Here is a 21055-nt window from a genome sequence, read left to right on the forward strand (position 1 = left end):
TTTGAGCGGTTGGGGGCCGGGCTAAGTTGAGGCGTATGGCTTCCTCAGCTTCCTCCCCCGGCGCTGCCCAGGTGCTGGTCGCGTCCAACCGCGGTCCGGTCTCGTACGACGTGCGGGAGGACGGCTCCCTGCAAGCCCGCAGGGGCGGCGGTGGACTGGTCTCCGGCCTCTCCGCCATCGGCCCCGACGCCGGGGCCCTGTGGGTCTGCTCGGCGCTCGGCGACGGTGACCGCGAGGCGGTGCGCCGGGGTGTCGGCGAGGACGGCGTGCGGATGCTGGACATCCCCGCCGACGTGCACGAGGACGCGTACCACGGCATCGCCAACTCGGTGCTCTGGTTCGTCCACCACATGCTGTACCAGACGCCCCTGGAGCCCGTCTTCGACGCGGAGTTCCGCCGCCAGTGGGCCAACTACGTCGCCTACAACCGGGCGTTCGCCGAGGCGCTGGCCGAGGAGGCCGCCGAGGGCGCGGTCGCCATGGTGCAGGACTACCACCTCACGCTGGTGCCCGGCATGCTCCGCGAACTGCGGCCCGACCTGCGCATCGGCCACTTCTCGCACACCCCGTGGGCGCCGCCGGAGTACTTCCGGATGCTGCCCGACGACATCGCGCGCCAGGTCCTCGACGGCATGCTCGGCGCCGACCGGCTCGGCTTCCTCACCCACCGCTGGGCGGACGCCTTCACCGCCTGCGCCGAGCAGTTCGCCGACGGGCTCGGCGGCACCCGCGTCGGCGTGCACGGCCTCGGCGCGGACGCCGACTTCCTGCGCCGCAGGGCGCACGAGGACGACGTCGAGCAGCGGATGGCCGCCCTGCGCGAGGAGATCGGCACGGCACCCGACGGCTCCGCCCGCCGCACCGTCGTCCGCGTGGACCGCACCGAGCTGTCGAAGAACATCGTGCGCGGGCTGCTCGCCTACCGGCAGCTCCTGGAGGACGAGCCGTCGTGGCGCGAGCGCGTCACGCACGTCGCCTTCGCCTACCCCTCGCGCCAGGACCTCGCCGTCTACCGCGACTACACCGCCGAGGTCCAGCGGGTCGCGGACGAGATCAACGAGCAGTACGGGACGGCCACTTGGAAGCCCGTCGTCCTGCACGTGAAGGACGACTTCGCGCGCTCGCTCGCCGCGTACCGGCTCGCCGACGTGGCCCTCGTGAACCCGATCCGCGACGGCATGAACCTGGTCGCCAAGGAGGTGCCGGTCGTCTCCGACGAGGGCTGCGCCCTGGTGCTGTCGCGGGAGGCCGGCGCGTACGAGGAACTGGGCGACGACTCCCTCACCGTGAACCCGTACGACGTGAGCGCGACCGCGCGGGCCCTGCACGAGGCGCTCACCATGGCGCCGGGCGAACGCGCGGAGCGCACGAAGCGGCTGTCCGCGGCGGCGACGGCGCTGCCGCCGGCGCAGTGGTTCCTCCAGCAGCTGGACGAGCTGAAGGGCTGACCCCGCGCGACGCGGAGGGGCCCGGACCGGCGCACGGTCCGGGCCCCTCCGCGTCGCGCGGCCCGCGCGGTCAGCCCAGCCGGGACGCCAGCGCCGACAGCAGGGCGACGACCCCCGCCGGGCCGTCCACCACCAGGTCGGCGCGCTCGGCGAGTTCGGCGACCTCCGACGTGCCGCTGCACACCAGCAGGCCGGGCACCCCCTCGGAGCGCAGCTTCTCGACGGCGGCGAAGGCCGGCAGGTCGCCCAGGTCGTCCCCCGCGTAGAGCACCGCCCGCGCGCCCGTCTCCCGTGCGTACTCGGTGAGCGCGACGCCCTTGTCCATGCCGGGCGGGCGCAGCTCCAGGACCATCCGGCCCGGCTCGACGATCAGGCCGTGGCGGGCGGCCAGTGCGCCGAGCGGGCCGCGCAGCGCCTCGAAGGCGGCCTGCGGGTCCGGCGCGCGGCGGGTGTGCACCGCGACCGCCCGGCCGCCCTTCTCCTCCACCCAGGCGCCCTCGGCGGCGCCCGCCGCCTCCAGGAGGGCGGGCAGCTCCGCGCGGACGGCCGCGACCCCGGGGTGCGGCTCGGGCGCGGTGACGGTGTTGGTGACGGCGTCCCAGCGCTCGGCGCCGTAGTGGCCGAGGACCACGAGGTGCTCCAGGCCGGGCACCTCCGCGAAGCCGCCGTGCCGCACGGCGACGTCGGCGGGGCGGCCGGTGACCACCGCGACGGAGGCCAGCTTCGGGGCGAGGGCGGCGAGGGCGGGCACGGCGTCCGGGTGCGCGCGGGCCTGCTCGGGGTCCGGCACGATCGGCGCGAGGGTGCCGTCGAAGTCGAGCGCCACGACCGCCCCGGCGGGGTGCGCGAGAACGGCGGCGAGGCCGTCGCGCCCGGCCCGCGTCGCGGGCTCCGGGAGGGGGTGCGGCGGGTGCTGGGGGTTCGTCGAGTCCGTGGGGGTGCCCATACAGCGACCCTATCCGCGAGGTGCGGGAGGTACGCCTGACGCACCCGCGCGGAACGGGACGGCGCCGCCACCGGGACGACGCCGGGGCGGGGCGCCCGCTCCGGTCCGGTGCCCCCGGGCGGCGCGTACCGGGACGGCGCACTCGGCCGCCCCGAACCCCGGCCGCACCGACACCAACGTCCGGCGGGCGCGTCCGGCTCGACCCCGCCGTGCGGCCGTGCGGCGAGGGGCGGATTCGCGCCACGAGCGCCTCAGCGTTCCGAGCGGCGCGCCTCTCGTATCCGCCGCAGGCGGTTCACCGTCACCGGGTCGTGGGCGAGGGCGCGCGGGTCGTCCAGGAGGGCGTTGAGGAGTTGGTAGTAGCGCACCGGCGCCAGGCCCAGTTCCTCGCGGATGGCGCGTTCCTTCGCGCCCGCGCCGGTGAAGCCCCGCCGTTCGAGGGCGAGGACGTTCCGCTCGCGCGGGCTGAGCTGCTCCTGGTCCATGCCCGCACGGTAGCCCGGCCCGCGGACACGGACCCGGCCACGCCCCCGGCCACCGCGTGCCGGTGCGCGCGCGTCCGGTCGCGGTGCCGGGAATCGGCCACGGCCCCGACTCCCGTAGCATCAACCACCCCAAGTGGACTAGACCTTTCGTGTGTCTACGCGCAACACTGTCTCCGTGAGACATGTCATCGCCCTGGACGTGGGCGGCACGGGAATGAAGGCCGCGCTCGTCGGCCCCGGGGGCGAGCTGCTGCACGAGGACCGCCGCGCCACCGGTCGCGAACGGGGTCCGGACGCCGTCGTCGAGGCCATCCTCGGCTTCGCCGTCGAACTGCGGGCCCACGGGCGGCGGGAGTTCGGCGAGGCCGCGTCCGCCGCGGGGGTCGCGGTGCCCGGCATCGTGGACGCCGAGCGCGGGGTGGCCGCCTACTCGGCCAACCTCGGCTGGCGCGACGTACCGCTGCGCGACCTGCTCGGCGCCCGGCTCGACGGCGTCCCGGTCGCCCTCGGCCACGACGTGCGGTCCGGCGGTCTCGCCGAGGGCCGGATCGGCGCGGGAGACGGCGCCGACCGCTTCCTGTTCGTGCCGCTCGGCACCGGCATCGCGGGCGCCATCGGCATCGACGGCCGGGTCGAGGCGGGCGCCCACGGTTTCGCGGGCGAGATCGGCCACATCGTCGTACGGCCCGGCGGCTCGCCCTGTCCGTGCGGGCAGAACGGCTGCCTCGAACGGTTCGCGTCCGCGTCGGCCGTGGGCCGGGCCTGGGCCGAGGCCAGCGACGACCCGACGGCGGACGCGGCGGACTGCGCCAAGGCCGTCGCCTCGGGCGACCCGGTCGCGCGGGCCGTGTGGCAGAGCGCGGTCGACGCCCTCGCCGACGGCCTGGTCACCGCGATCACCCTGCTGGACCCGCGCCTGGTGATCATCGGTGGCGGACTCGCGGAGGCCGGGGAAACCTTGTTCACACCGCTGCGGGACGCCGTCCGGCAGCGGGTCACGTTCCAGAAACTGCCGTCCATCGTCCCCGCCGCCCTGGGGGACACCGCCGGCTGCCTGGGCGCGGGGCTCCTCGCGTGGGACCTCCTCGCCACCACCAACGCCTCGGAGGTAACCGCCTGATGGCCCCCAGCAAGGTTCTGACCGGCGCCCGGGTGGTGCTGCCCACCGGAGTCGTGGACGACGGACGTGTGATCGTCGAGGGTTCGCGGATCGCCGGGAGCGCTCCCACCGACGCCCCGACCGTCGACCTCACCGGACACTGGGTCGTCCCCGGCTTCGTGGACATCCACAATCACGGCGGCGGCGGTGCCTCCTTCACCTCCGGCACGGTCGAGGACGTCCTGCGCGGCATCCACACCCACCGCCTGCACGGCACGACCACCCTGGTCGCCTCGACCGTCACCGGCGAGATGGACTTCCTCGCGCAGCGGGCCGGCGAACTCAGCGAACTCGCCGAGCAGGGCGACCTGGCCGGCATCCACTTCGAGGGGCCGTTCATCTCGCCGTGCCGCAAGGGCGCGCACTCCGAGGCGCTGCTGCGCGACCCCGACCCGGCGGACGTGCGCAAGCTGGTCGACGCGGCGCGCGGCCACGCCAAGATGGTCACGCTCGCGACCGAACTCCCCGGCGGTCTCGACTCCGTGCGGCTGCTCGTCGAGCACGGGGTGATCGCGGCGGTCGGGCACACCGACGCGACGTACGAGCAGACGGTCGCCGCGATCGACGCGGGCGCGACCGTGGCGACCCACCTCTTCAACGCGATGCCGACGCTCGGCCACCGCGCGCCCGGCCCGATCGCCGCCCTCCTGGAGGACGAGCGGGTCACGGTAGAGCTGATCAACGACGGAACGCACCTGCACCCGGCGGCACTTGAGCTGGCGTTCCACCACGCGGGCGCCTCCCGCGTCGCGTTCATCACCGACGCGATGGACGCCGCGGGGTTCGGCGACGGCCGCTACATGCTCGGCCCGCTGGAGGTCGAGGTCACCGACGGCGTGGCCCGGCTGGTCGAGGGCGGTTCCATCGCGGGGTCCACGCTCACCCTGGACCGCGCGTTCAAGCGGGCGGTGACCGTCGACGGGCTGTCCGTCGAGGACGCCGTGGCCGCGCTTTCCGCCAACCCCGCACGGCTGTTGGGGCTCGCCGACCGGGTGGGCTCGCTGGAGCCGGGCCGGGACGCGGACCTGGTGGTCCTGGACGCCGCGTTCGACGTCAAGGGCGTCATGCGGCGCGGCGAGTGGGTCGTCGAGCCGGACCTCGGCTGAACCCGGGCCGCTCCCCCGGCGGGCGATCGGTCCCCAACTGCGGTGATCCGTCCGCCCGTCGACACGGGACGGCCGGATCAGGGGCTGGGCCGACCGCCGCGCGTTTGGCATGATCGGATGCCGCGACGGGACAACTCCGCACGACAGGGCGGGTGTCGGCCGTCGCGGCACCGGCGCGCACGCGCCGGCGGGCACGCGGACGCGAGGGAGGTCGGCCCGGTGATCCTCACGGTCACACTCAACACCGCTCTCGACGTCACGTATCGCGTCGGGGCGCTCGTCCCGCACGCCTCGCACCGGGTGTCCGAGGTCGGCGAACGGCCCGGCGGCAAGGGCCTGAACGTGGCCCGCGTGCTCGCCGCGCTCGGTCACCCGGTCACCGCGACCGGCTTCGCCGGGGGCGCCACCGGCCGCACCGTGCGGGACGGGCTGAGCACCGTGCCCGGTGTGACGGACGCGCTCGTCCCGGTCGCTGGAGCGACCCGGCGCACGGTGGCCGTCGTCGACGAACGCACCGGCGACACCACGCAGTTCAACGAACCCGGCCCGGTCGTGGACCCCGCCGAGTGGTCGGCGTTCCAGGAGACCTACCGGGACCTGCTGGCCTCCGCGGCCGCCGTGGCCCTGTGCGGCAGCCTGCCCCCGGGGCTGCCGGTGGGCGCGTACGCGGGACTGGTGCGCACCGCGCGGGCGGCGGGCGTGCCCGTGCTGCTCGACACGAGCGGCGAACCGCTGCGCCGGGCCGTCGCGGCACGCCCCGACATCGTCAAGCCGAACGCCGACGAACTGGCCGAACTGACCGGCTCCCACGAACCGTTGAAGGCCGCCCAGGACACCCGGCGGCGCGGCGCGCACGCGGTCGTGGCCTCCCTGGGCGCGGCCGGCCTGTTCGCGCACACCCCCGAGGGCCGCTGGCGCGCGGCACCGCCCGCCGTCCTGCGCGGCAACCCGACCGGCGCGGGCGACTCGGCGGTCGCCGGGCTGCTGTCCGGCCTGGTGGAACACCTTCCGTGGCCCGAACGCCTGGCCCGCGCAACGGCGTTGGCGGCGGCGACGGTCGCGTCCCCGGTGGCGGGCGAGTTCGACCGGCGCACGTACGAGGACCTGCTCGCGCGGGTGTCGGTCACCGGCGGGGCGACGGCGGCGTAGCGGCCCGGCGGCCGGACGCACGAAAAAGGGGCACCCGGGGGTGCCCCTTGCGCCGACGGCCGCGACCTAGCCGACGTGTCCCTTGACCAGCCAGAGCTGGTCGAGGTTGGCGTCGCACTGGTTGCCGGTCTCGCACGAGATCTTGATCGTGTTGGTGCCCTTGTTGAGCGTGACCCAGTTGTACGTCTGCGTCCAGCCCTTCGCGTAGTCGCCCGCGGCGGCCTTCGCGTAGTTCTTCATGGACACTCCCGAGCCGGACACGTTGCCGTTGACCGTGAGGGTCGCCGTGGCGTCCTTGCCGGGGACGCCGTAGCCGACGTACAGGGTGTAGTCGCCGTCCTTCGGGATGCTGTTGACGTTCCACGTGACGGAGGCGCCGACCTGGTTGAAGCCCGTGACGTACACGCCGCCGTCGGACTTCGCGCCGGTGACGTCCGACGCGGTGGCCGTGCCGCCGGCGAGCTGGAGGGCCTTCGCGTCCGTCTTCGGGAGGTCCTCGGTCGTCGTCGACGTGCTGTCGCCCGAGTCGCTCGGCTGCGCGCTCGGCGTGGCGGCGGGCGCGGAGGCGGCGGTGTCGCCGTTCTTGGAGCTGTCGTCCGAGTCGCCGCTGAGCATCGCGACGCTGATGCCGATCACGACGGCCGCGACCACCGCGACCGCGCCGATCAGCAGCCCCTTGGAGTTCGGTCCGCGCCGGCCGCCCGTGCCGCCGCCGCGCGAGGACTGCCGGCCGGCGGGCGGGCCGCCGGGCAGGGTCTCGGGCGCGGCGTAGTGCGCGTTCGGGCTGTTGTAGTCGTTCTGCGGCGCGCCGTAACCGGCGGTCTGCTGGGTGCCGTAACCGTTCTGCTGCGGCGGGACCGCCGGACCGAACTGGCCGCTCTGGCCCTGGGGACCGTTCGGCGCCGCCGGTGCCTGCTGCTGCCCGTAGCGTCGCTCGCCGACCGTGCGGACACGGCTGACCGAGTTCGGGTAGCCGTAACCACCACCGGTCGGCGGCTGAGCCCCGTTGGCCTGACCGTCGGCGTAGAGATAGCCGAACGGGTCGTCGTCCTCGGGTGTGCTCGCGCCGTTGTTGCCGGGCGTCATCCCTTGGTCTCCTCAGCAGGTGCGGTTCGGATGCGTGGAAGTAGAGGGTGAGAAGGGCGAGCCTACCTCCCCCGGCTCACCCCTTTTCCCGAACGGGGGTGCGCCCGCAACCGGGCACCGGGCCGCCCTCGGGACCCCACCACCGCGCCGGCCTGCGGTTATCCCGCGCGTCTGTGCGCCTTGGGCCGCGATCGTTTCTCGACGTACATCCGCTCGTCAGCGGATTTCAACACTTCGTCCGCCGTCATGCCGCAGTGCGCCCAGCCGATGCCGAAGCTGGCGCCCACCCGCATGGCCCGTCCGTCGACCCGGATGGGCTGGACGATCTCGTTGCGCAGGCGGACCGCCAGGTCCTGGGCGTCCGCGCGGCCGAGGCCGTCGGCGAGGACCACGAACTCGTCGCCGCCGAGCCGGGCCACGGTGTCGCCGTCGCGCACCCCGCCGCCGAGCCGCCGGGCGACCTCGATGAGAACCGCGTCACCCGCGTTGTGCCCGAACCGGTCGTTGATCGACTTGAAGCCGTCGAGGTCGCAGAAGAGGACCGCGAGGCCCTTGGCGCCGTCGTCGTGGTCGCCGTCGGGGGCGATCGTGTGCTCGTGGTGGTCGTAGCCGTCGTACGCGCCGACACCGGCGGTGAAGTCGTAGCCGCCCGTGTCGGACACCGGCTCGACGGCGCCGTGCCCGTAGGCGGCGTCCAGGGACTCGACCGCGCCCACGGGGGCCGCCTGCGGCCGCTGGCAGAGGCGGGAGGCGAGGCGGGCGCGCAGCTCGGCCGAGTTCGGCAGGCCGGTCAGCGAGTCGTGGGAGGCGCGGTGCGCGAGCTGGAGCTCACGGCGCTTGCGCTCCTCTATGTCCTCGACGTGGGTGAGCAGGAAGCGCGGGCCGTCGGCCGCGTCCGCGACCACCGAGTTGCGCAGGCTGACCCAGACGTAGGTGCCGTCCCGGCGGCACAGCCGCAGCTCGGCCCGGCCGCCCTCGGCGGAGGTGCGCAGCAGGGTGCCGATGTCCTCGGGGTGCACGAGGTCGGAGAAGGAGTAGCGGCGCATCGCGGACGCCGGGCGGCCCAGCAGGCGGCACAGGGCGTCGTTGGTGCGCAGCACGCGGCCGTGCTGGTCGCCGCCCATCTCGGCGATGGCCATCCCGGAGGGCGCGTACTCGAAGGCCTGGCGGAACGACTCCTCGCTGGCCCGCAGCGCCTGCTGCTCGCGTTCGAGCCGGACCAGGGCGCGCTGCATGTTGGCGCGCAGCCGGGCGTTGCTGATCGCTATGGCGGCCTGGAACGCGTACATCTGGAGCGCCTCGCGGCCCCAGGCGCCGGGCCTGCGGCCGTTGCGCGGGCGGTCGACGGATATGACGCCGAGGAGTTCGCCGTAGCCGCCGCCCTGGGCGCCGGAGGCGTACATGGGGGCGAAGAGGCGGTCGGCGGGGTGCCACTCGTCCTCGAAGCGGGGTTCGGGGCCGTCGGTGTACCACTGCGGGACGTCGTCCTCGTCGAGGACCCAGCCCTCGGTGTGCGGTATGAACTGAAGGTCGCCCCAGGACTCGCCCATGGCCAGGCGCCGCTCCCAGGAGTCACGGGAGCCGACCCGTCCGGTGATGAGCGCCTCGGCGGCGGAGTTGCCCGCCAGCGCGGCGACGACGAGGTCGCCGTCCGGGCGGACGAGGTTCACGCACGCCAGCTCGTAGCCGAGTCCGTTGACCACTCCGTCGGCGACGGTCTGCAGTGTGTCCGCCAGACTCCGCGCGGTGTTCATGTCCGCCATGACCCGGTGCAGTTGCCGCAAGGTCGCAAGGCGGACATAGGGTTCCGACTCGGTCTCCATGCTCGCCCTCCCCCCGAGACCTCGCAGCGAATCAAGGGTGTTGATCGGCGTACCGTTCCGTCAGCTTCTCTCAGCCTCTCTCAGCTTTCTCCGCCACTGAATCACAGTGCGCTGCCCACTCGGTACACAGGGTCAACAATTCCTGGCCCTTGTGACTCAAGTCACAGCCAAACATGAGCAATTGAGAGGTGTTTCTGCTTTTCCCGCGTTTCCCCTGTGCGTTTCCTGAACGCTCCCTTTGGATCGGTGTGAACAACTTGTCCACGTGGCCGTCGAGTTGTGAGCGCCGCACGCGACCGCACGGGGTGCGCGTGTGCGACGGAGCCTACGGTGCCGGTGAGTCGGGCGGGGCACCGATGATCCCCGAAGCGGGCCGCGCGGTCGAGAGGGCCTCGTCCGCGCGGGGCGCCCCGGGGGCCCGGGGGACGGTCCCGGGACGCCGGGCGGGAGGCCGCCCGGGTCCGCTACTGCGCAGGTCCTAGGTCCGGGCTCGGTCCGCCGCCCGATGCGGGCGGCGCGGACTCCGGACTAGCGTGCGGGTGTGCTGAACACTTCCTCCGTCCCGTCCTCACCGTCCGGCTCCATAGCGGGCTCCGCCCCCGGCGCCGGGGATCTTCGGCATGCTGAGGGGGTGAGCAACGACGAGTTCCGCGCGGTGATGTCCCGGCTGGCGGCCGGCGTGGTCCTGGTGACCGCGCACGAGGCCGCACTCGACCCGGACGGACCCGGCGGGGAGGACGTCGGCATGACGGCGACGTCGTTCATGTCGGTGTCCCTGGACCCGCCGCTGGTCCTGGTGAGCCTGCGCGAGGGGTCCCGGATGGACGACCTGCTCGCCGAGCAGCCGGTGTGGGCGGTGTCCGTCCTCGCGGACGGCCAGCGCCAGATCGCCGGCCGCTTCGCCATGAAGGGCCGCATCAGCGACCGCCTCCTCTTCGCCGACGTGCCGTACACCCGGGGCGAGGTCTCCGGCGCCCCGCTGATCGGCGGCGCGCTGGCCACCCTGGAGTGCCGTACCGAGCAGCGCGTCGCGGCCGGGGACCACACCCTCGTCGTCGGGCGGGTGCTGACGGCCACGACGTCGGCGCCGGGCGCGGAGGCGGGCCCGCTGGCGTACTTCCGCGGCCGCTACCGGCACCTGGGCTGAACCCGCCGCGTCCCGCGCGCCCCGGGCGGAAAACGCGTGGCGGCCGGACGCGGGCGCTGCCTACGGTGGGCGCGTGACGACCGCCTCCGGCCCCGCCCTCGAAGAGATCACCGCGCGCAACCTCGACGCCGCGCTCGGTGTCCGCGTACGCCCGGACCAGGACCACGCGGTGGAATCCGTCGAGCGCTCGCTGGCCGAGGCGTACGTGCACCCCGGGGTCGCGTGGCCCCGGCTGATCGTCGACGGCGGCCGGGCCGTCGGCTTCCTGATGGCCTTCCTCGACATCGACTGGACCGGCGACGGCAGCCGCGCGGACGTCCGCTCCGGGCTCTGGCGGCTGAACATCGCGGCGGGCGAGCAGGGCCGGGGCTACGGGCGCTTCGCGGTGGAGGCCGTGGCGGCGGAGATCCGCGCGCGCGGCGGCGACCGGCTGGTGGTCACCTGGCACCCGGGCCCGGACGGCCCCGGCGGCTTCTACGCGCGACTCGGGTTCGAACCGACCGGCGAGACGAGCGGCGGGCAGACGGTCGGGGCCCTGGCGCTCTGAGCGGCCGTCGCGGCCGGGGCGGGGCCGGGCCCGGCGTCCGCGCGGGCTTCCCCCGCGGGCGGAGCGTCCGCAGGCAGGCGTCCGCGGGCTGACGTCCGCGCCCGGCTACCAGTCGCGGCCGGTGCGGCCCCGCTTGGTCTGGGAGCGGGCCTTCTTCTCCCGCAGCCGCCGTTCGTTGATGCCGCGCGGGACGCGGGACTTGGCGCGCGGCCGGGGCGGCGGCGCGGTGGCCTCCGCGAGCAGCGCGGTCAGCCGCACGGCCGCGGCCTCACGGTTGCGCCACTGCGAGCGGTGCTCGGAGGAGCGGACGCTCACGACACCGTCGACGAGGCGGCCGGCCAGCCGCTCCAGCGCGCGTTCCTTCCAGACCTCGGGAAGCGCCTTGGTGCGCGCCAGGTCGAACCGGAGCTCCACCTGCGAGTCCGTGGTGTTGACGTGCTGGCCGCCGGGCCCGGACGAACGCGAGAAACGCCACATGAGCTCGGCCTCGGGAAGCGAGACGGAGCCGCGGATCGTGTGCCGGGCGGAGGACGTGCCTCCCGGACCCCGTGCTGCACCCCGTGCTGATTCGGCCATGACACCCATGTTCCCGGCTCGCGCCCCACCACGTCACACGGTTTTACGCGGGTCCGCCACGCACCGCCCGGTTCGGGTAAAGAAAGTAAAGACATGCGGAACTGTCGGGACCCCCCTCGACGTTCATACGGGTGACGCTAGCTTCGTGCCCGTGCGAAGCACGCATGGACGCATGTACGCAACGAGGGAAGGGACTCCCAACAATGGCTGTAAGCCTGTCCAAGGGCGGCAACGTCTCGCTCACCAAGGAAGCACCGGGCCTGACCGCCGTCACCGTGGGCCTCGGCTGGGACGTCCGCACCACCACCGGCACGGACTTCGACCTGGACGCCTCGGCGATCGCGGTCAACCCGCAGGGCAAGGTCTACTCCGACCAGCACTTCATCTTCTTCAACAACAAGCAGACGCCGGACAGCTCCATCGTCCACACCGGCGACAACCGCACGGGTGAGGGCGCGGGCGACGACGAGGCCATCAACGTCAACCTGGCGGCGCTCCCGGCCGACGTCGAGAAGATCGTCTTCCCGGTCTCGATCTACGACGCCGAGAACCGCAACCAGAACTTCGGCCAGGTCCGCAACGCGTACATCCGCATCGTGAACCAGGCCGGCGGCCAGGAGATCGCGCGCTACGACCTGTCGGAGGACGCGGCCACCGAGACGGCCATGGTCTTCGGCGAGCTGTACCGCAACGGCGCGGAGTGGAAGTTCCGCGCGGTCGGCCAGGGCTACGCCTCGGGTCTCGTGGGCATCGCCCAGGACTTCGGCGTCAACGTCTGACCCGCGTTCCGAGTACGTCGCCGCCGCGCGGCGGGCCGGGGCGCGAGAGCCCGGCCTCGCCCGCCGGCACCCGTACCCGGCCTCCGTGCCCCCGTCGGCGGTCCGCCGCGACGGGGGCACGCGCGCGTCGCGGCCCACCGGCCGCGCCCGCCGCCGCGCGATAGGTTGCGCCGCGTGATCCTCGAACCCCTGCCGCTCACCCCGGACCACGACATCCCGGCCGCGCTGCTCACCGAGCTCACCGCTCTCTACGCGTCCCAGCACGCCTTCCACGCCCTCACCGGCGACTTCCCCGACCCCGGCGACATCCGGCCGGAGCAGGTCGCGGCGGCGCTGGCGGACGAGCTGGCCGAGCCGGGCTCCGAGGTCCTGCTCGCCCGCAGCGAGGGACGGCTCGCGGCGGTCGTGATCACCCTGGCCCACCACCCCGACCCCGCCGACCCGGACCCGTGGATCGGCCTGCTGATGGTCGACGCCGGCCTGGGGCGCCGGGGCCTGGGCCGCCAAGCCGCCGCCCTGACGGAGGACCGCCTCCGCGCCCGGGGCCGCACCGCCGTACGCCTCGCCGTGCTCGACGGCAACGCGGCGGGCCTCGCCTTCTGGCGCGCCCTCGGCTACGAACCCGTCGGCCACCGCCCCGACCTCCGGCACGGCCGTCCCTGCACGGTGCTGCGCAAGCTCCTGCGCACCCCGCGCCGCGCGGCCCGCGTCGCGGTGGTGGACCCGGAGGGCGCGGTCCTCCTCTTCCGTTACGACAACTCCGAGGTCGGCGTGCACTGGGCGCTGCCCGGCGGCGGCCTGGAGGCGGACGAGACGCCGCGCGAGGGCGCGCGGCGCGAGGTGCGCGAGGAGACGGGCTGGACCGACGTCGAGCCGGGCCCGCTGCTGTGCACGTGGGAGCACGACTTCACCCACACGGGCACCCCCGTCCACCAGCACGAGACCGTCTACCTGGCCCACGGCCCGCACCGCGAGCTCGTCGACCCCGCCCTGCTCGCGTCGCATCCCGCCGACGGCATCCTGGCCTGGCGCTGGTGGTCCCGCGAGGAACTCGCCGCCGAGCGGGAACCGGTGTGGCCTCCCGGCCTGGCGGCCCTCCTGGACGAGGCGGAGGCGGCCGGGACGGCGGACCCCGCACCGGACGGGCCCCGGGGGCCCGAACCGGCTTAGCCGCGGCTCCTGTTGGGCAGGCAGGTGCCGTGGTGGGGACACAGTGGACGGCTCTGGCGGGCACCGGGCTCGGCGCGGTGGTCGGCGTCGGCTCGACGCTGCTCGTCGACGGGCGCGCCGGCTCCACGACCACGCGGAGCGCTCGCGGCAGGAGCGCAAGGAGATCTACGTGACCTGCCTGGCCCGCTACCGGCTCGCCTACGAGGCGATGCACGACGCCGCCTCGGCCGCGGAGCCCGGCGCCCCGGGCCCGGCGGCGGCCGTCCGCGAGACGTTCCGGGCCTCGGGCTGCGACGAGATCCGCGAGACGGCGCTGATCTGCGCGCCCCAGGAGATGTCGGACACGATCGAGGCCGTGTACGCGAGCCTGCGGGAACTGGCGGACGTGTTCGCCGCGGGCACCCCGGCGCTCGGCTCTCCCGCGTTCCAGGAGGTCCGGCTCCGGCACGCCGAGGCGGTGTGGGCGGCGCGTGCGGCCATGCGCGCGGACCTGGCGCCGCGTGCCCGCGCCCGGCGGTGAGCGCGCTCATCCGCCCTTCGGCTTCCCCTCCCCGTAGAGCCAGTCGGCCCAGACGGCGCCGAAGTCCGTTCCGGGCGCGGCCCGTTCGACGTACCGGGTGAAGTCGGCCGTGTCCGCGTTGCCGTGGCGGTGGGCGGTGGCCCAGCCGCGCAGGATCGCCCGGAAGCGGGTGTCGCCGACCGCCCGGCGGACGCGGTGCAGGACCATCGCGCCCCGCTCGTAGACGGGGCTGTCGGAGATGTGGGCCGCGTCGCTCGGGCGGGCCGGCGGGAACGCCCACAGGCCGGCATCCGCGCCGGTTCGGTACAGGGCGTCGAACGTCTCCTGCGCGCTGTCGCCGCCGTGCTCCTCCGCCCACAGCCATTCCGCGTAGGTCGCGAACCCCTCGTTGAGCCACATGTCCCGCCAGGTGCGCGGGGTCACGGAGTCCCCGTACCACTGGTGGGCGAGTTCGTGGACGAGGGTCGTGGTGTCGGGGGCGCCCGGGAACACCGGGCGGTTCTGGGTCTCCAGGGCGTAGCCGACGAGCCCCCGTCGGGCGACGACCGCCCCGGTGGAGGAGAAGGGGTAGGGCCCGAACAGGCCCTCCTCCCACCGCAGTACCGCCGGGATCCGGGCGAGCACCGGGCGGGCGGCCGGCACCTCCGACGGGACGACCGCGACGTACGAGGGCAGTCCGGGGCGGTCCCGGAGACCGGTCACCGTGGAGCGGGTCACCGTGAAGCGGCCGACGGCGACGGTGACGACGTACGGGGCGACCGGTTCCCGGGCCCGCCAGGTGAGGACGGTGCGGTCGCCCGCGGTGCGCTCGCTCGTCAACTCCCCGTTGGACACAGCCTGGTGGCCCTTCGGCACGGTCACCTCGATGTCGTACGCCGCCTTGTCGGACGGATGGTGGCTGCCGGGGAACCAGGTGGCCGAGCCGGTGGGTTCGCCCAGCGCCACCGCCCCGTCCGGCGTGCGCAGCCAGCCCTCCTCGGAGCCGTCCGGATCGGTGAGGGTGCGCGGTACGCCCGCGTACGCCACGGTCGTCCGGAACACGGCCCCGCGCGCGAGCGGCCGGGCCGGGCGGACGGTCAGCTCCTGGCCCACCCGCCGCCAGCGGGCCGCGCGGCCGTCGACGCTCACCTCCCCGACGGTCAGGCCGACGAGGTCCAGGTCGAACGCGGTCAGGTCCCGCGTCGCGCGGGCGGTGATCACCGCGGTGCCGGTGAGGCGCGGGCGGCCGGGGTCGTAGGCGAGGGTGAGGCCGTAGTGGCCGACGTCGTAGCCGCCGTTGCCCGCCTCCGGGAAGTACGGGTCGCCCACCCCCGCCGCGCCCTCGGCACCGCCGTCCCCTGCGCCGCAGGCGCCGAGCGCCGCGAGGGCGGGCGCGAGGAGGGCCGCCGCGGTGAGCCTGGTCACAACTCCCGCCCGCCGACGGCGACGAACGGGACCTACGGAACGTACGGGACGAGTGCGGCGCACCGCGCGGATCAGAACAAACGTCACGGGACGGGACACGGCGCCGATACTACGGGCGGCGTGACACCATCTCCTACGTGCTCGACATCGGCTATGCCCTCTCCAACCGCTTCCCGGACCCCCCGCAGACGGACTACCGCCGCGCTGACGTCCACGCGCTGCGCCACGACCTGTTCTGCGGCGACGTCTACCTCGCGGACACGAAGGCCGACCGCGAACTGTCCACAGCCTGGGGATGGGTGCCGGTGCTCGACTTCGCGTGGGCGCTGTGCGACATCGTCGAGCGGATAGACCGGGACGCGGCCGGTTCGCGCGCCGCCCGCCCCCAGCGCGCCGAGCTCGACTTCACCGAGTCCACCGACCGCATGCTTTTCGAGCGGCGCTTCGGCTGGGTGGACATCGAGGCCGACTGGATGCCCTCCGAGGAACCGCCGTTGACCTTCCCGCACACCGAACTCCGGCGCGAGGCACGGGACTTCCTGCACGACCTGATCGCCGACCTGTCCGACATGCACGAGGACCTGGGCGAGAACCCGGCGATCTGGACGCTCCAGGCCCGCTTCCCGCGCGTCTCCTGACGCCCCGACCCGCCCCGCGCGCGGGCGTGTTCGGCCCGTCGCCGTCAGCCGGACACCACCCGCAGCCCCAGCTCGGCCGCCAACACCGGTGCCAGGTCCAGGAGTTGCGAAGGGCTGATCACCGCACCCGACAGCCGGTCGAAGCCGCGCGCGACCTCCAGCGGCACCGCGCCGCGCAGGTCGACGTCGGTGAGCGTCGCGGCGCTGAAGTCCGCTCCCCTGAGCGCGCAGTCCACGAACTCGACGCGCTCCAGCCGCGCCCCGCCGAAGTCGGGCTCGACCAGGACGCAGCCCTCGAAGACCACGTCCCGCAGCCGCGCCGTGCGCAGGTTCAGGTAGTCGATCTTGCCGCCGCGGACCACGACCCGTTCGAGCACCGCGCCGTGCAACTGCACGCCGCCGAGCCGCGCGTCGACGACCTCGGTGTCCCGCAGCGTCGACTCCGCGAGGTCGGTGCCGACGCCCCGCATACCGGTGAGGACCGAGTCGAGGAACCGGGCGCGGTGCAGCCGGGTCTCGTCGAGCGCGCAGTCGGTCAGCGCGCAGTCCATGAAGCGGGCTCCCCCGCCGTCCTGCCCGACGAAGTCCGCGTCGCGGAACTCCAGGGCGTCGTAGTCGCCGTCGGGCTCCAGCGGGGCGCCGTCGTGCGCGGTCAGGGACGGCAGCCGCAGCTCGGGCCGCCGTGCGCCCTTCACCACGTCCTCGCGGCCGGCGCCACCGCCGCGTGAGCCGGTCCTCCGCGAGCCGGAACCGGCGCCGCCCGTCGTCTGCCTGGCCATGCGTGTCATGCGCCCATGCTGCACCCCGCCGCCGACAGCCCCGCGCCGCCCCTGCCGGGCCACGGCCGCCGGACCGCCCGTCCGCGCACCCCTTGACCTCGACCACACTTGAGGTTGAAGGCTGTCCGCACGGCTCTCCCGGGCCACCGAACACCCCACGGAGGTCCCATGCACGCCGTCCGACTCCACGCCCACGGCCCCGCGGAGAACCTCACCTACGAGGAGGTCGACGACCCGGAGCCGGGGCCCGGCCAGGTGCGCGTCGCCGTGGCCGCCGCGGGCGTCCACCTCCTGGACACCGCCCTGCGCGAGGGGCTGCCGGGCCCCGCGCCCGCCCCGGTGCAGCTGCCCACCGTTCCCGGCCGCGAGGTCGCCGGCACCGTGGACGCCCTCGGCGAGGGCGCCGACCCCGCACTGCTCGGCCGCCGCGTGGTGGCCCACCTCGGTTTCGCGCCCGGCGGCTACGCCGAACTCGCCGTCACGGGCACCGAACGCCTGCACACGATCCCCGGCGGCCTCGACGCGGCGCAGGCCGTCGCCATGATCGGCACGGGCCGAACCGCCCTGGGCATCGCGCAGTTCACCGACCTGGGCCCGGAGTCCGTGGCGGTCGTGCTCGCCGCCGCCGGAGGCATCGGCACCCTCCTCGTGCAGTACGCGAAGAACGCGGGCGCCACCGTCGTCGGGCTGGCCGGCGGCCCCGCGAAGACCGCGCTCGTGCGGGCCAACGGCGCCGACCTCGCCGTCGACTACCGGGACGCCGACTGGCCGGACGCGGTGCGCGCGTACCTCGGCGGGCGTCCCGCCACCGACGTCTTCGACGGCGTGGGCGGCCCGGCGGCCCGCGCCTCCGTCGCCCTGCTCGACGGCTCCGCCGGCGGCCGGCACCTCGTCTACGGCTGGGCGGCGGAGGGCCTGGGCACCGGTGGCGCCCACCTGGTCGACGGGGTGTCCCAGCAGGTCCTGGGCCCCGCGATGCTGCGCCGCGCGGGCGGCGCCGACCCGCTGCGCACCCTGGAGCTGCGCGCGCTCGCGGAGGCCGCGGCCGGCCGTCTGGTACCGGCGGTCACCCGCTTCCCGCTGGCCGCGGCGGCCGACGCGCACCGCGCGCTGGAGACCCGCGCGACGACCGGCAAGGTGGTCCTGGAGCCGTGACCGCCGGGTCGCGCCCGCGCCTCCGGGGCCGGGGGCGCGAACCCCGTTCAGCGGATGCGACTCGTCCCGATTCATGGTGTTCTGTCGGAGTGAGAGTCACCCGAAAAGGTGAATCCGGCTCGACCGGCTCGACCATGTCGGACGCCGTGTCGGACGCCTCCTCCCCCGCCACCGGCACGACCTCCCCCGAAGCGGTCGATCCGCATCGCTGGTGGGGACTGGTCGTCATCGCCCTCGCCCAGCTCATGGTCGTCCTCGACGCGACGATCGTGAACATCGCACTGCCCTCGGCCCAGCGCGACCTCGGCATGTCCGACGGCAACCGCCAGTGGGTCATCACCGCGTACACGCTCGCCTTCGGCGGACTGCTGCTGCTGGGCGGGCGCGTGGCCGACCTGATGGGCCGCAAACGGACGTTCGTGATCGGCCTGATCGGCTTCGCCGCGGCGTCCGCGCTCGGCGGCGCGGCCGTCTCCTCCGGCATGCTCTTCGGCGCCCGCGCCCTCCAGGGGGTGTTCGCGGCGCTGCTCGCGCCGTCCGCGCTGTCGCTGCTGACGACGACGTTCACCGACCCCCGGGAACGCGGCAAGGCGTTCGGCATCTACGGCGCCCTGGCGGGCAGCGGGTCGGCGATCGGCTTCATCGTCGGCGGTCTGCTCACCGAGTACCTGGACTGGCGGTGGTGCCTGTACGTCAACGTGCCCATCGCCGTGATCGCCGTGTTCGGCGCGCTCACCCTGCTGCACGACCGGCCCGGACACGGGGGCCGCGCGAACCTCGACGTGCCCGGCGCGGTGCTCGGCTGCGGCGGTCTGGTGGCCGTGGTCTACGGGTTCAGCGAGGCCGAGTCGCGCGGCTGGACGGACGCGCTGGTGCTGGCACTGTTCGCCGTCGGTGTGGTGCTGCTCGTCGCGTTCGTGTGGTGGCAGAACCGGGCGCGCGTGCCGCTGCTGCCGCTGCGCATCGTGCGGGACCGCAACCGGGCCGGCTGCTTCCTGACCATGGGTCTCGCGATCATCGGCATGTTCGGCCTGTTCCTGTTCCTGACGTACTACCTCCAGGGCATCCTCGGGTACTCCCCGGTGAAGTCGGGCCTGGCGTTCCTGCCGCTGACCGTCGCGATCATCATCGGGTCCACCCAGATCTCGGCCCGGCTGCTGCAACGCGTCGCGCCGCGCTGGCTGATGGTGCCGGGCATGGTGCTCGCGGCGGGCGGCATGCTGATCCTCACGCAGATCACCGTCAGGTCCGACTACACGACGCAGATCATGCCGGCGCTGATCCTGCTCGGCCTCGGCATGGGCCTCACGTTCATGCCGGTGTTCGCGACCGCCACCGCGGGGGTCGCCCCGAAGGACTCGGGCGCGACCTCGGCGACCGTCAACACGGCCCAGCAGGTGGGCGGTTCGATCGGCACGGCACTGCTGAACACCATCGCGACGACCAGCACCGCCACCTACGTCGCCGCCCACGTCCGCAGCCCCGCCGACCGGGCCGCCGTCCTGCCGGCGGCGACCGTGCACGGCTACACCGTGGCCATCTGGTGGGCGTTCGGCGTGATGCTGCTGGCCGGTCTCGTCGCGGGCCTGATGGTCACGGCGAAGGCGGCCGGGCACGGAACCCCCGCGGCCCCGGCTCAGCCCGCGCCGGAGGCGGCCTGAGCACCGCGCGCACCGGCGGGCACCGGCCCCCTCCGCCCCGCGGGCGAGGGGGTCAGTGCCGTCCCGTGAGCAGGTCCGCCGCCCGCGCCAGCCGCGAGGACCGCACACCGTGCGAGGTGCGCTCCCGCTCGTCGGCGGCGCGGTAGGTCGCGTACAGGCCCTGCACCCCGAGCCAGCGCAGCGGCTCCGGCTCCCACTTGCGCACCTTGTGCCCCACCCACGGCAGCTCCGTCAGGTCGGTCCTGCCGCCCTGCCCGGAGTCCTGCTGGACCAGGTCGCACAGGGTGCGCCCGGCGAGGTTGGCGGTGGCGACGCCCGAACCGACGTAGCCGCCGGCCCAGCCCAGGCCGGTGGACCGGTCCAGGGTGACGGTCGCGCACCAGTCGCGCGGCACGCCCAGCACGCCCGACCAGGCGTGCGCGATCCCGACCCCGGCGAGCGACGGGAAGAAGCGCACCAGGATCTCGCGCAGCGCCTCCACCGTCGCGGCCTGCGTCCGGCCGTCGTTGTCGGTGCGCGAACCGAAGCGGTACGGGACACCGCGCCCGCCGAGCGCGATCCGGCCGTCGGCGGTGCGCTGCGCGTACATGTACGCGTGCGCCATGTCGCCGAGCGTCTCGCGGCCCTCCCAGCCCACCGACTCCCACTGGGCGTCGGTCAGCGGCTCGGTCGCCACCATCGAGGAGTTCATCGGCAGCCAGGTACGGCGCTGCCCCTTCAGCCCGGCGGTGAACCCCTCGGTGCAGCGCAGCACGTAGGGGGCGCGGACGACCCCGTACGGGGTGACCGCGTGCTGCGCACGGATCTCGGTGACGGGTGTCGCCTCGTGGATGACGACGCCGAGCGCCTCGACGACGGAGGCGAGCTGCTTGACCAGCTTCACCGGGTTCAGGCGGGCGCCGTGCGGCGTCCACGTCGAGCCGACCGCCCCGGCCACGCGGATCCGCTCGGCGGTGGCGCGCGCGCCGTACAGCTCGCGGTCCTTCTCGCCGAACGCCGCCTCCGCCTCGTGGAACGCCTTCAGACGCGCCAACTGGGCCGGGGTGCACGCCACTTCGAGCACTCCGCCGCGGTGGACGTCCGCGTCGACGCCCTCCTCCTCGGTGACCCGCACGACCTCGGTGACGGTGTCGTTCATGGCCCGCTGGAGCCGGACGGCGGCCTCGTGGCCGTGCAGCTTCGCGTAGCGGTCGCGGCCGGCGATGCCGTTGTAGAGCCAGCCGCCGTTGCGGCCGGAGGCACCGTATCCGCAGAAACGCTGCTCAAGAATCGTGATCCGCAGGAAGGGCGCGGCCTTCTTCAGGTAGTACGCGGCCCACAGTCCGGTGAATCCACCGCCGACGATCACGACGTCCGCGGACGCGTCGCCCTCCAGCGGTTCCCGTACGGCGGGCAGGCCGTCGTCGGCGTACCAGAAGGAGATGCCACCGTTGACGGTCGCCCGCACGGGCTGCGCGTTGCTGCTCATGACGGGGAC

20 protein-coding genes are annotated in these 21055 nt (G+C 74.5%); 12 read left to right on the forward strand and 8 right to left on the reverse strand.

Features of this window, described 5'->3' with window-relative positions:
• Nucleotides 1–35: 35 nt before the first annotated feature.
• Nucleotides 36–1448: a trehalose-6-phosphate synthase gene (locus ACFZA0_RS13430; RefSeq protein ID WP_391015037.1), complete on the forward strand. Its 1413-nt coding sequence runs from the start codon at nt 36–38 to the stop codon at nt 1446–1448.
• A gap of 70 nt (nt 1449–1518) precedes the next feature.
• Here the strand turns inward: ACFZA0_RS13430 and otsB are convergent, their stop codons facing one another.
• Both otsB and ACFZA0_RS13440 read right to left on the reverse strand, forming a co-directional pair.
• Nucleotides 1519–2394, reverse strand: coding sequence for a trehalose-phosphatase (otsB, locus tag ACFZA0_RS13435; protein ID WP_391015039.1), 876 nt, complete (start codon nt 2392–2394; stop codon nt 1519–1521).
• Between the two features lie 251 nt (nt 2395–2645).
• Nucleotides 2646–2879: a DUF3263 domain-containing protein gene (locus ACFZA0_RS13440; RefSeq protein ID WP_391015041.1), complete on the reverse strand. Its 234-nt coding sequence runs from the start codon at nt 2877–2879 to the stop codon at nt 2646–2648.
• 175 nt (nt 2880–3054) lie between these two features.
• Between ACFZA0_RS13440 and ACFZA0_RS13445 the strand changes: the two genes are divergently transcribed.
• The 3 genes from ACFZA0_RS13445 to ACFZA0_RS13455 all read left to right on the forward strand — a co-directional run bounded on the left by ACFZA0_RS13445 (nt 3055) and on the right by ACFZA0_RS13455 (nt 6293).
• A complete protein-coding gene (locus ACFZA0_RS13445; protein ID WP_391015044.1) occupies nt 3055–3999 on the forward strand; it encodes an ROK family protein in 945 nt (314 codons plus the stop codon).
• A complete protein-coding gene (gene nagA / locus ACFZA0_RS13450; RefSeq protein WP_391015046.1) occupies nt 3999–5144 on the forward strand; it encodes an N-acetylglucosamine-6-phosphate deacetylase in 1146 nt (381 codons plus the stop codon). The genes ACFZA0_RS13445 and nagA overlap by 1 nt, the downstream gene beginning before the upstream one ends.
• Nucleotides 5145–5363: 219 nt before the next feature.
• Complete coding sequence (locus ACFZA0_RS13455) at nt 5364–6293, forward strand: hexose kinase (protein WP_391015049.1); 930 nt, start codon at nt 5364–5366, stop codon at nt 6291–6293.
• Between the two features lie 66 nt (nt 6294–6359).
• Here the strand turns inward: ACFZA0_RS13455 and ACFZA0_RS13460 are convergent, their stop codons facing one another.
• Together ACFZA0_RS13460 and cdgB are read right to left on the reverse strand one after the other, a co-directional pair.
• Nucleotides 6360–7379 (reverse strand): CBM35 domain-containing protein, encoded by a 1020-nt coding sequence (locus tag ACFZA0_RS13460; protein ID WP_391015051.1) that lies wholly within the window; start codon nt 7377–7379, stop codon nt 6360–6362.
• A 158-nt stretch (nt 7380–7537) separates the two neighbouring features.
• Nucleotides 7538–9202 carry a diguanylate cyclase CdgB gene (gene cdgB, locus ACFZA0_RS13465; RefSeq protein WP_391015054.1) on the reverse strand — a complete coding sequence of 555 codons (1665 nt, stop codon included), beginning with the start codon at nt 9200–9202 and terminating at the stop codon, nt 7538–7540.
• Between the two features lie 541 nt (nt 9203–9743).
• Between cdgB and ACFZA0_RS13470 the strand changes: the two genes are divergently transcribed.
• Nucleotides 9744–10349: a flavin reductase gene (locus tag ACFZA0_RS13470; protein WP_391015056.1), complete on the forward strand. Its 606-nt coding sequence runs from the start codon at nt 9744–9746 to the stop codon at nt 10347–10349.
• A gap of 73 nt (nt 10350–10422) precedes the next feature.
• On the forward strand, nt 10423–10896 hold the full coding sequence (locus tag ACFZA0_RS13475; protein ID WP_391015059.1) for a GNAT family N-acetyltransferase: 474 nt from the start codon (nt 10423–10425) through the stop codon (nt 10894–10896).
• A 105-nt stretch (nt 10897–11001) separates the two neighbouring features.
• On the opposite strand, the gene arfB is transcribed toward ACFZA0_RS13475, so the two are convergent.
• Nucleotides 11002–11472 carry an alternative ribosome rescue aminoacyl-tRNA hydrolase ArfB gene (gene arfB, locus ACFZA0_RS13480; protein ID WP_391015062.1) on the reverse strand — a complete coding sequence of 157 codons (471 nt, stop codon included), beginning with the start codon at nt 11470–11472 and terminating at the stop codon, nt 11002–11004.
• A gap of 203 nt (nt 11473–11675) precedes the next feature.
• On the opposite strand from arfB, the gene ACFZA0_RS13485 reads away from it, so the two are divergent.
• From ACFZA0_RS13485 to ACFZA0_RS13495, 3 genes are all read left to right on the forward strand, one after another.
• Nucleotides 11676–12251, forward strand: coding sequence for a TerD family protein (locus ACFZA0_RS13485; protein ID WP_391015065.1), 576 nt, complete (start codon nt 11676–11678; stop codon nt 12249–12251).
• Between the two features lie 174 nt (nt 12252–12425).
• Complete coding sequence (locus ACFZA0_RS13490; RefSeq protein ID WP_391015068.1) at nt 12426–13421, forward strand: GNAT family N-acetyltransferase; 996 nt, start codon at nt 12426–12428, stop codon at nt 13419–13421.
• Between the two features lie 169 nt (nt 13422–13590).
• Entirely contained in the window at nt 13591–13941 is a 351-nt protein-coding gene (locus tag ACFZA0_RS13495) for a hypothetical protein (RefSeq protein ID WP_391015071.1), read from the forward strand.
• A gap of 6 nt (nt 13942–13947) precedes the next feature.
• Here ACFZA0_RS13495 and ACFZA0_RS13500 read toward each other — a convergent pair whose 3' ends face one another.
• Complete coding sequence (locus ACFZA0_RS13500; RefSeq protein ID WP_391015073.1) at nt 13948–15345, reverse strand: M1 family aminopeptidase; 1398 nt, start codon at nt 15343–15345, stop codon at nt 13948–13950.
• Between the two features lie 137 nt (nt 15346–15482).
• On the opposite strand from ACFZA0_RS13500, the gene ACFZA0_RS13505 reads away from it, so the two are divergent.
• A complete protein-coding gene (locus ACFZA0_RS13505) occupies nt 15483–15983 on the forward strand; it encodes a hypothetical protein (RefSeq protein WP_391015076.1) in 501 nt (166 codons plus the stop codon).
• A 44-nt stretch (nt 15984–16027) separates the two neighbouring features.
• Here ACFZA0_RS13505 and ACFZA0_RS13510 read toward each other — a convergent pair whose 3' ends face one another.
• On the reverse strand, nt 16028–16678 hold the full coding sequence (locus ACFZA0_RS13510) for a pentapeptide repeat-containing protein (protein ID WP_391015375.1): 651 nt from the start codon (nt 16676–16678) through the stop codon (nt 16028–16030).
• Between the two features lie 252 nt (nt 16679–16930).
• On the opposite strand from ACFZA0_RS13510, the gene ACFZA0_RS13515 reads away from it, so the two are divergent.
• Both ACFZA0_RS13515 and ACFZA0_RS13520 read left to right on the forward strand, forming a co-directional pair.
• Nucleotides 16931–17917: a zinc-binding dehydrogenase gene (locus tag ACFZA0_RS13515; RefSeq protein WP_391015079.1), complete on the forward strand. Its 987-nt coding sequence runs from the start codon at nt 16931–16933 to the stop codon at nt 17915–17917.
• 134 nt (nt 17918–18051) lie between these two features.
• Nucleotides 18052–19578, forward strand: a complete 1527-nt coding sequence (locus tag ACFZA0_RS13520; RefSeq protein ID WP_391015081.1) for a DHA2 family efflux MFS transporter permease subunit — start codon at nt 18052–18054, stop codon at nt 19576–19578.
• A 52-nt stretch (nt 19579–19630) separates the two neighbouring features.
• On the opposite strand, the gene ACFZA0_RS13525 is transcribed toward ACFZA0_RS13520, so the two are convergent.
• The gene (locus ACFZA0_RS13525; RefSeq protein WP_391015083.1) at nt 19631–21046 is read right to left on the reverse strand and encodes an FAD-dependent oxidoreductase; all 1416 of its coding nucleotides are present in this window, start codon (nt 21044–21046) and stop codon (nt 19631–19633) included.
• Nucleotides 21047–21055 lie beyond the last annotated feature (9 nt).

The sequence above is a fragment of the Streptomyces sp. NPDC008150 genome, assembly GCF_042956945.1.
Taxonomy (GTDB): Bacteria; Actinomycetota; Actinomycetes; order Streptomycetales; family Streptomycetaceae; genus Streptomyces.

Bases quoted from the DNA above. Each gene is read 5' to 3' on its own strand.
- ACFZA0_RS13430 (WP_391015037.1), top strand. From the start codon at position 36: ATGGCTTCCTCAGCTTCCTCCCCCGGCGCTGCCCAGGTGCTGGTCGCG.
- otsB (WP_391015039.1), bottom strand. From the start codon at position 2,394: ATGGGCACCCCCACGGACTCGACGAACCCCCAGCACCCGCCGCACCCC.
- ACFZA0_RS13440 (WP_391015041.1), bottom strand. From the start codon at position 2,879: ATGGACCAGGAGCAGCTCAGCCCGCGCGAGCGGAACGTCCTCGCCCTC.
- nagA (WP_391015046.1), top strand. From the start codon at position 3,999: ATGGCCCCCAGCAAGGTTCTGACCGGCGCCCGGGTGGTGCTGCCCACC.
- ACFZA0_RS13460 (WP_391015051.1), bottom strand. From the start codon at position 7,379: ATGACGCCCGGCAACAACGGCGCGAGCACACCCGAGGACGACGACCCG.
- cdgB (WP_391015054.1), bottom strand. From the start codon at position 9,202: ATGGAGACCGAGTCGGAACCCTATGTCCGCCTTGCGACCTTGCGGCAA.
- arfB (WP_391015062.1), bottom strand. From the start codon at position 11,472: ATGGCCGAATCAGCACGGGGTGCAGCACGGGGTCCGGGAGGCACGTCC.
- ACFZA0_RS13485 (WP_391015065.1), top strand. From the start codon at position 11,676: ATGGCTGTAAGCCTGTCCAAGGGCGGCAACGTCTCGCTCACCAAGGAA.
- ACFZA0_RS13515 (WP_391015079.1), top strand. From the start codon at position 16,931: ATGCACGCCGTCCGACTCCACGCCCACGGCCCCGCGGAGAACCTCACC.
- ACFZA0_RS13520 (WP_391015081.1), top strand. From the start codon at position 18,052: ATGTCGGACGCCGTGTCGGACGCCTCCTCCCCCGCCACCGGCACGACC.
- ACFZA0_RS13525 (WP_391015083.1), bottom strand. From the start codon at position 21,046: ATGAGCAGCAACGCGCAGCCCGTGCGGGCGACCGTCAACGGTGGCATC.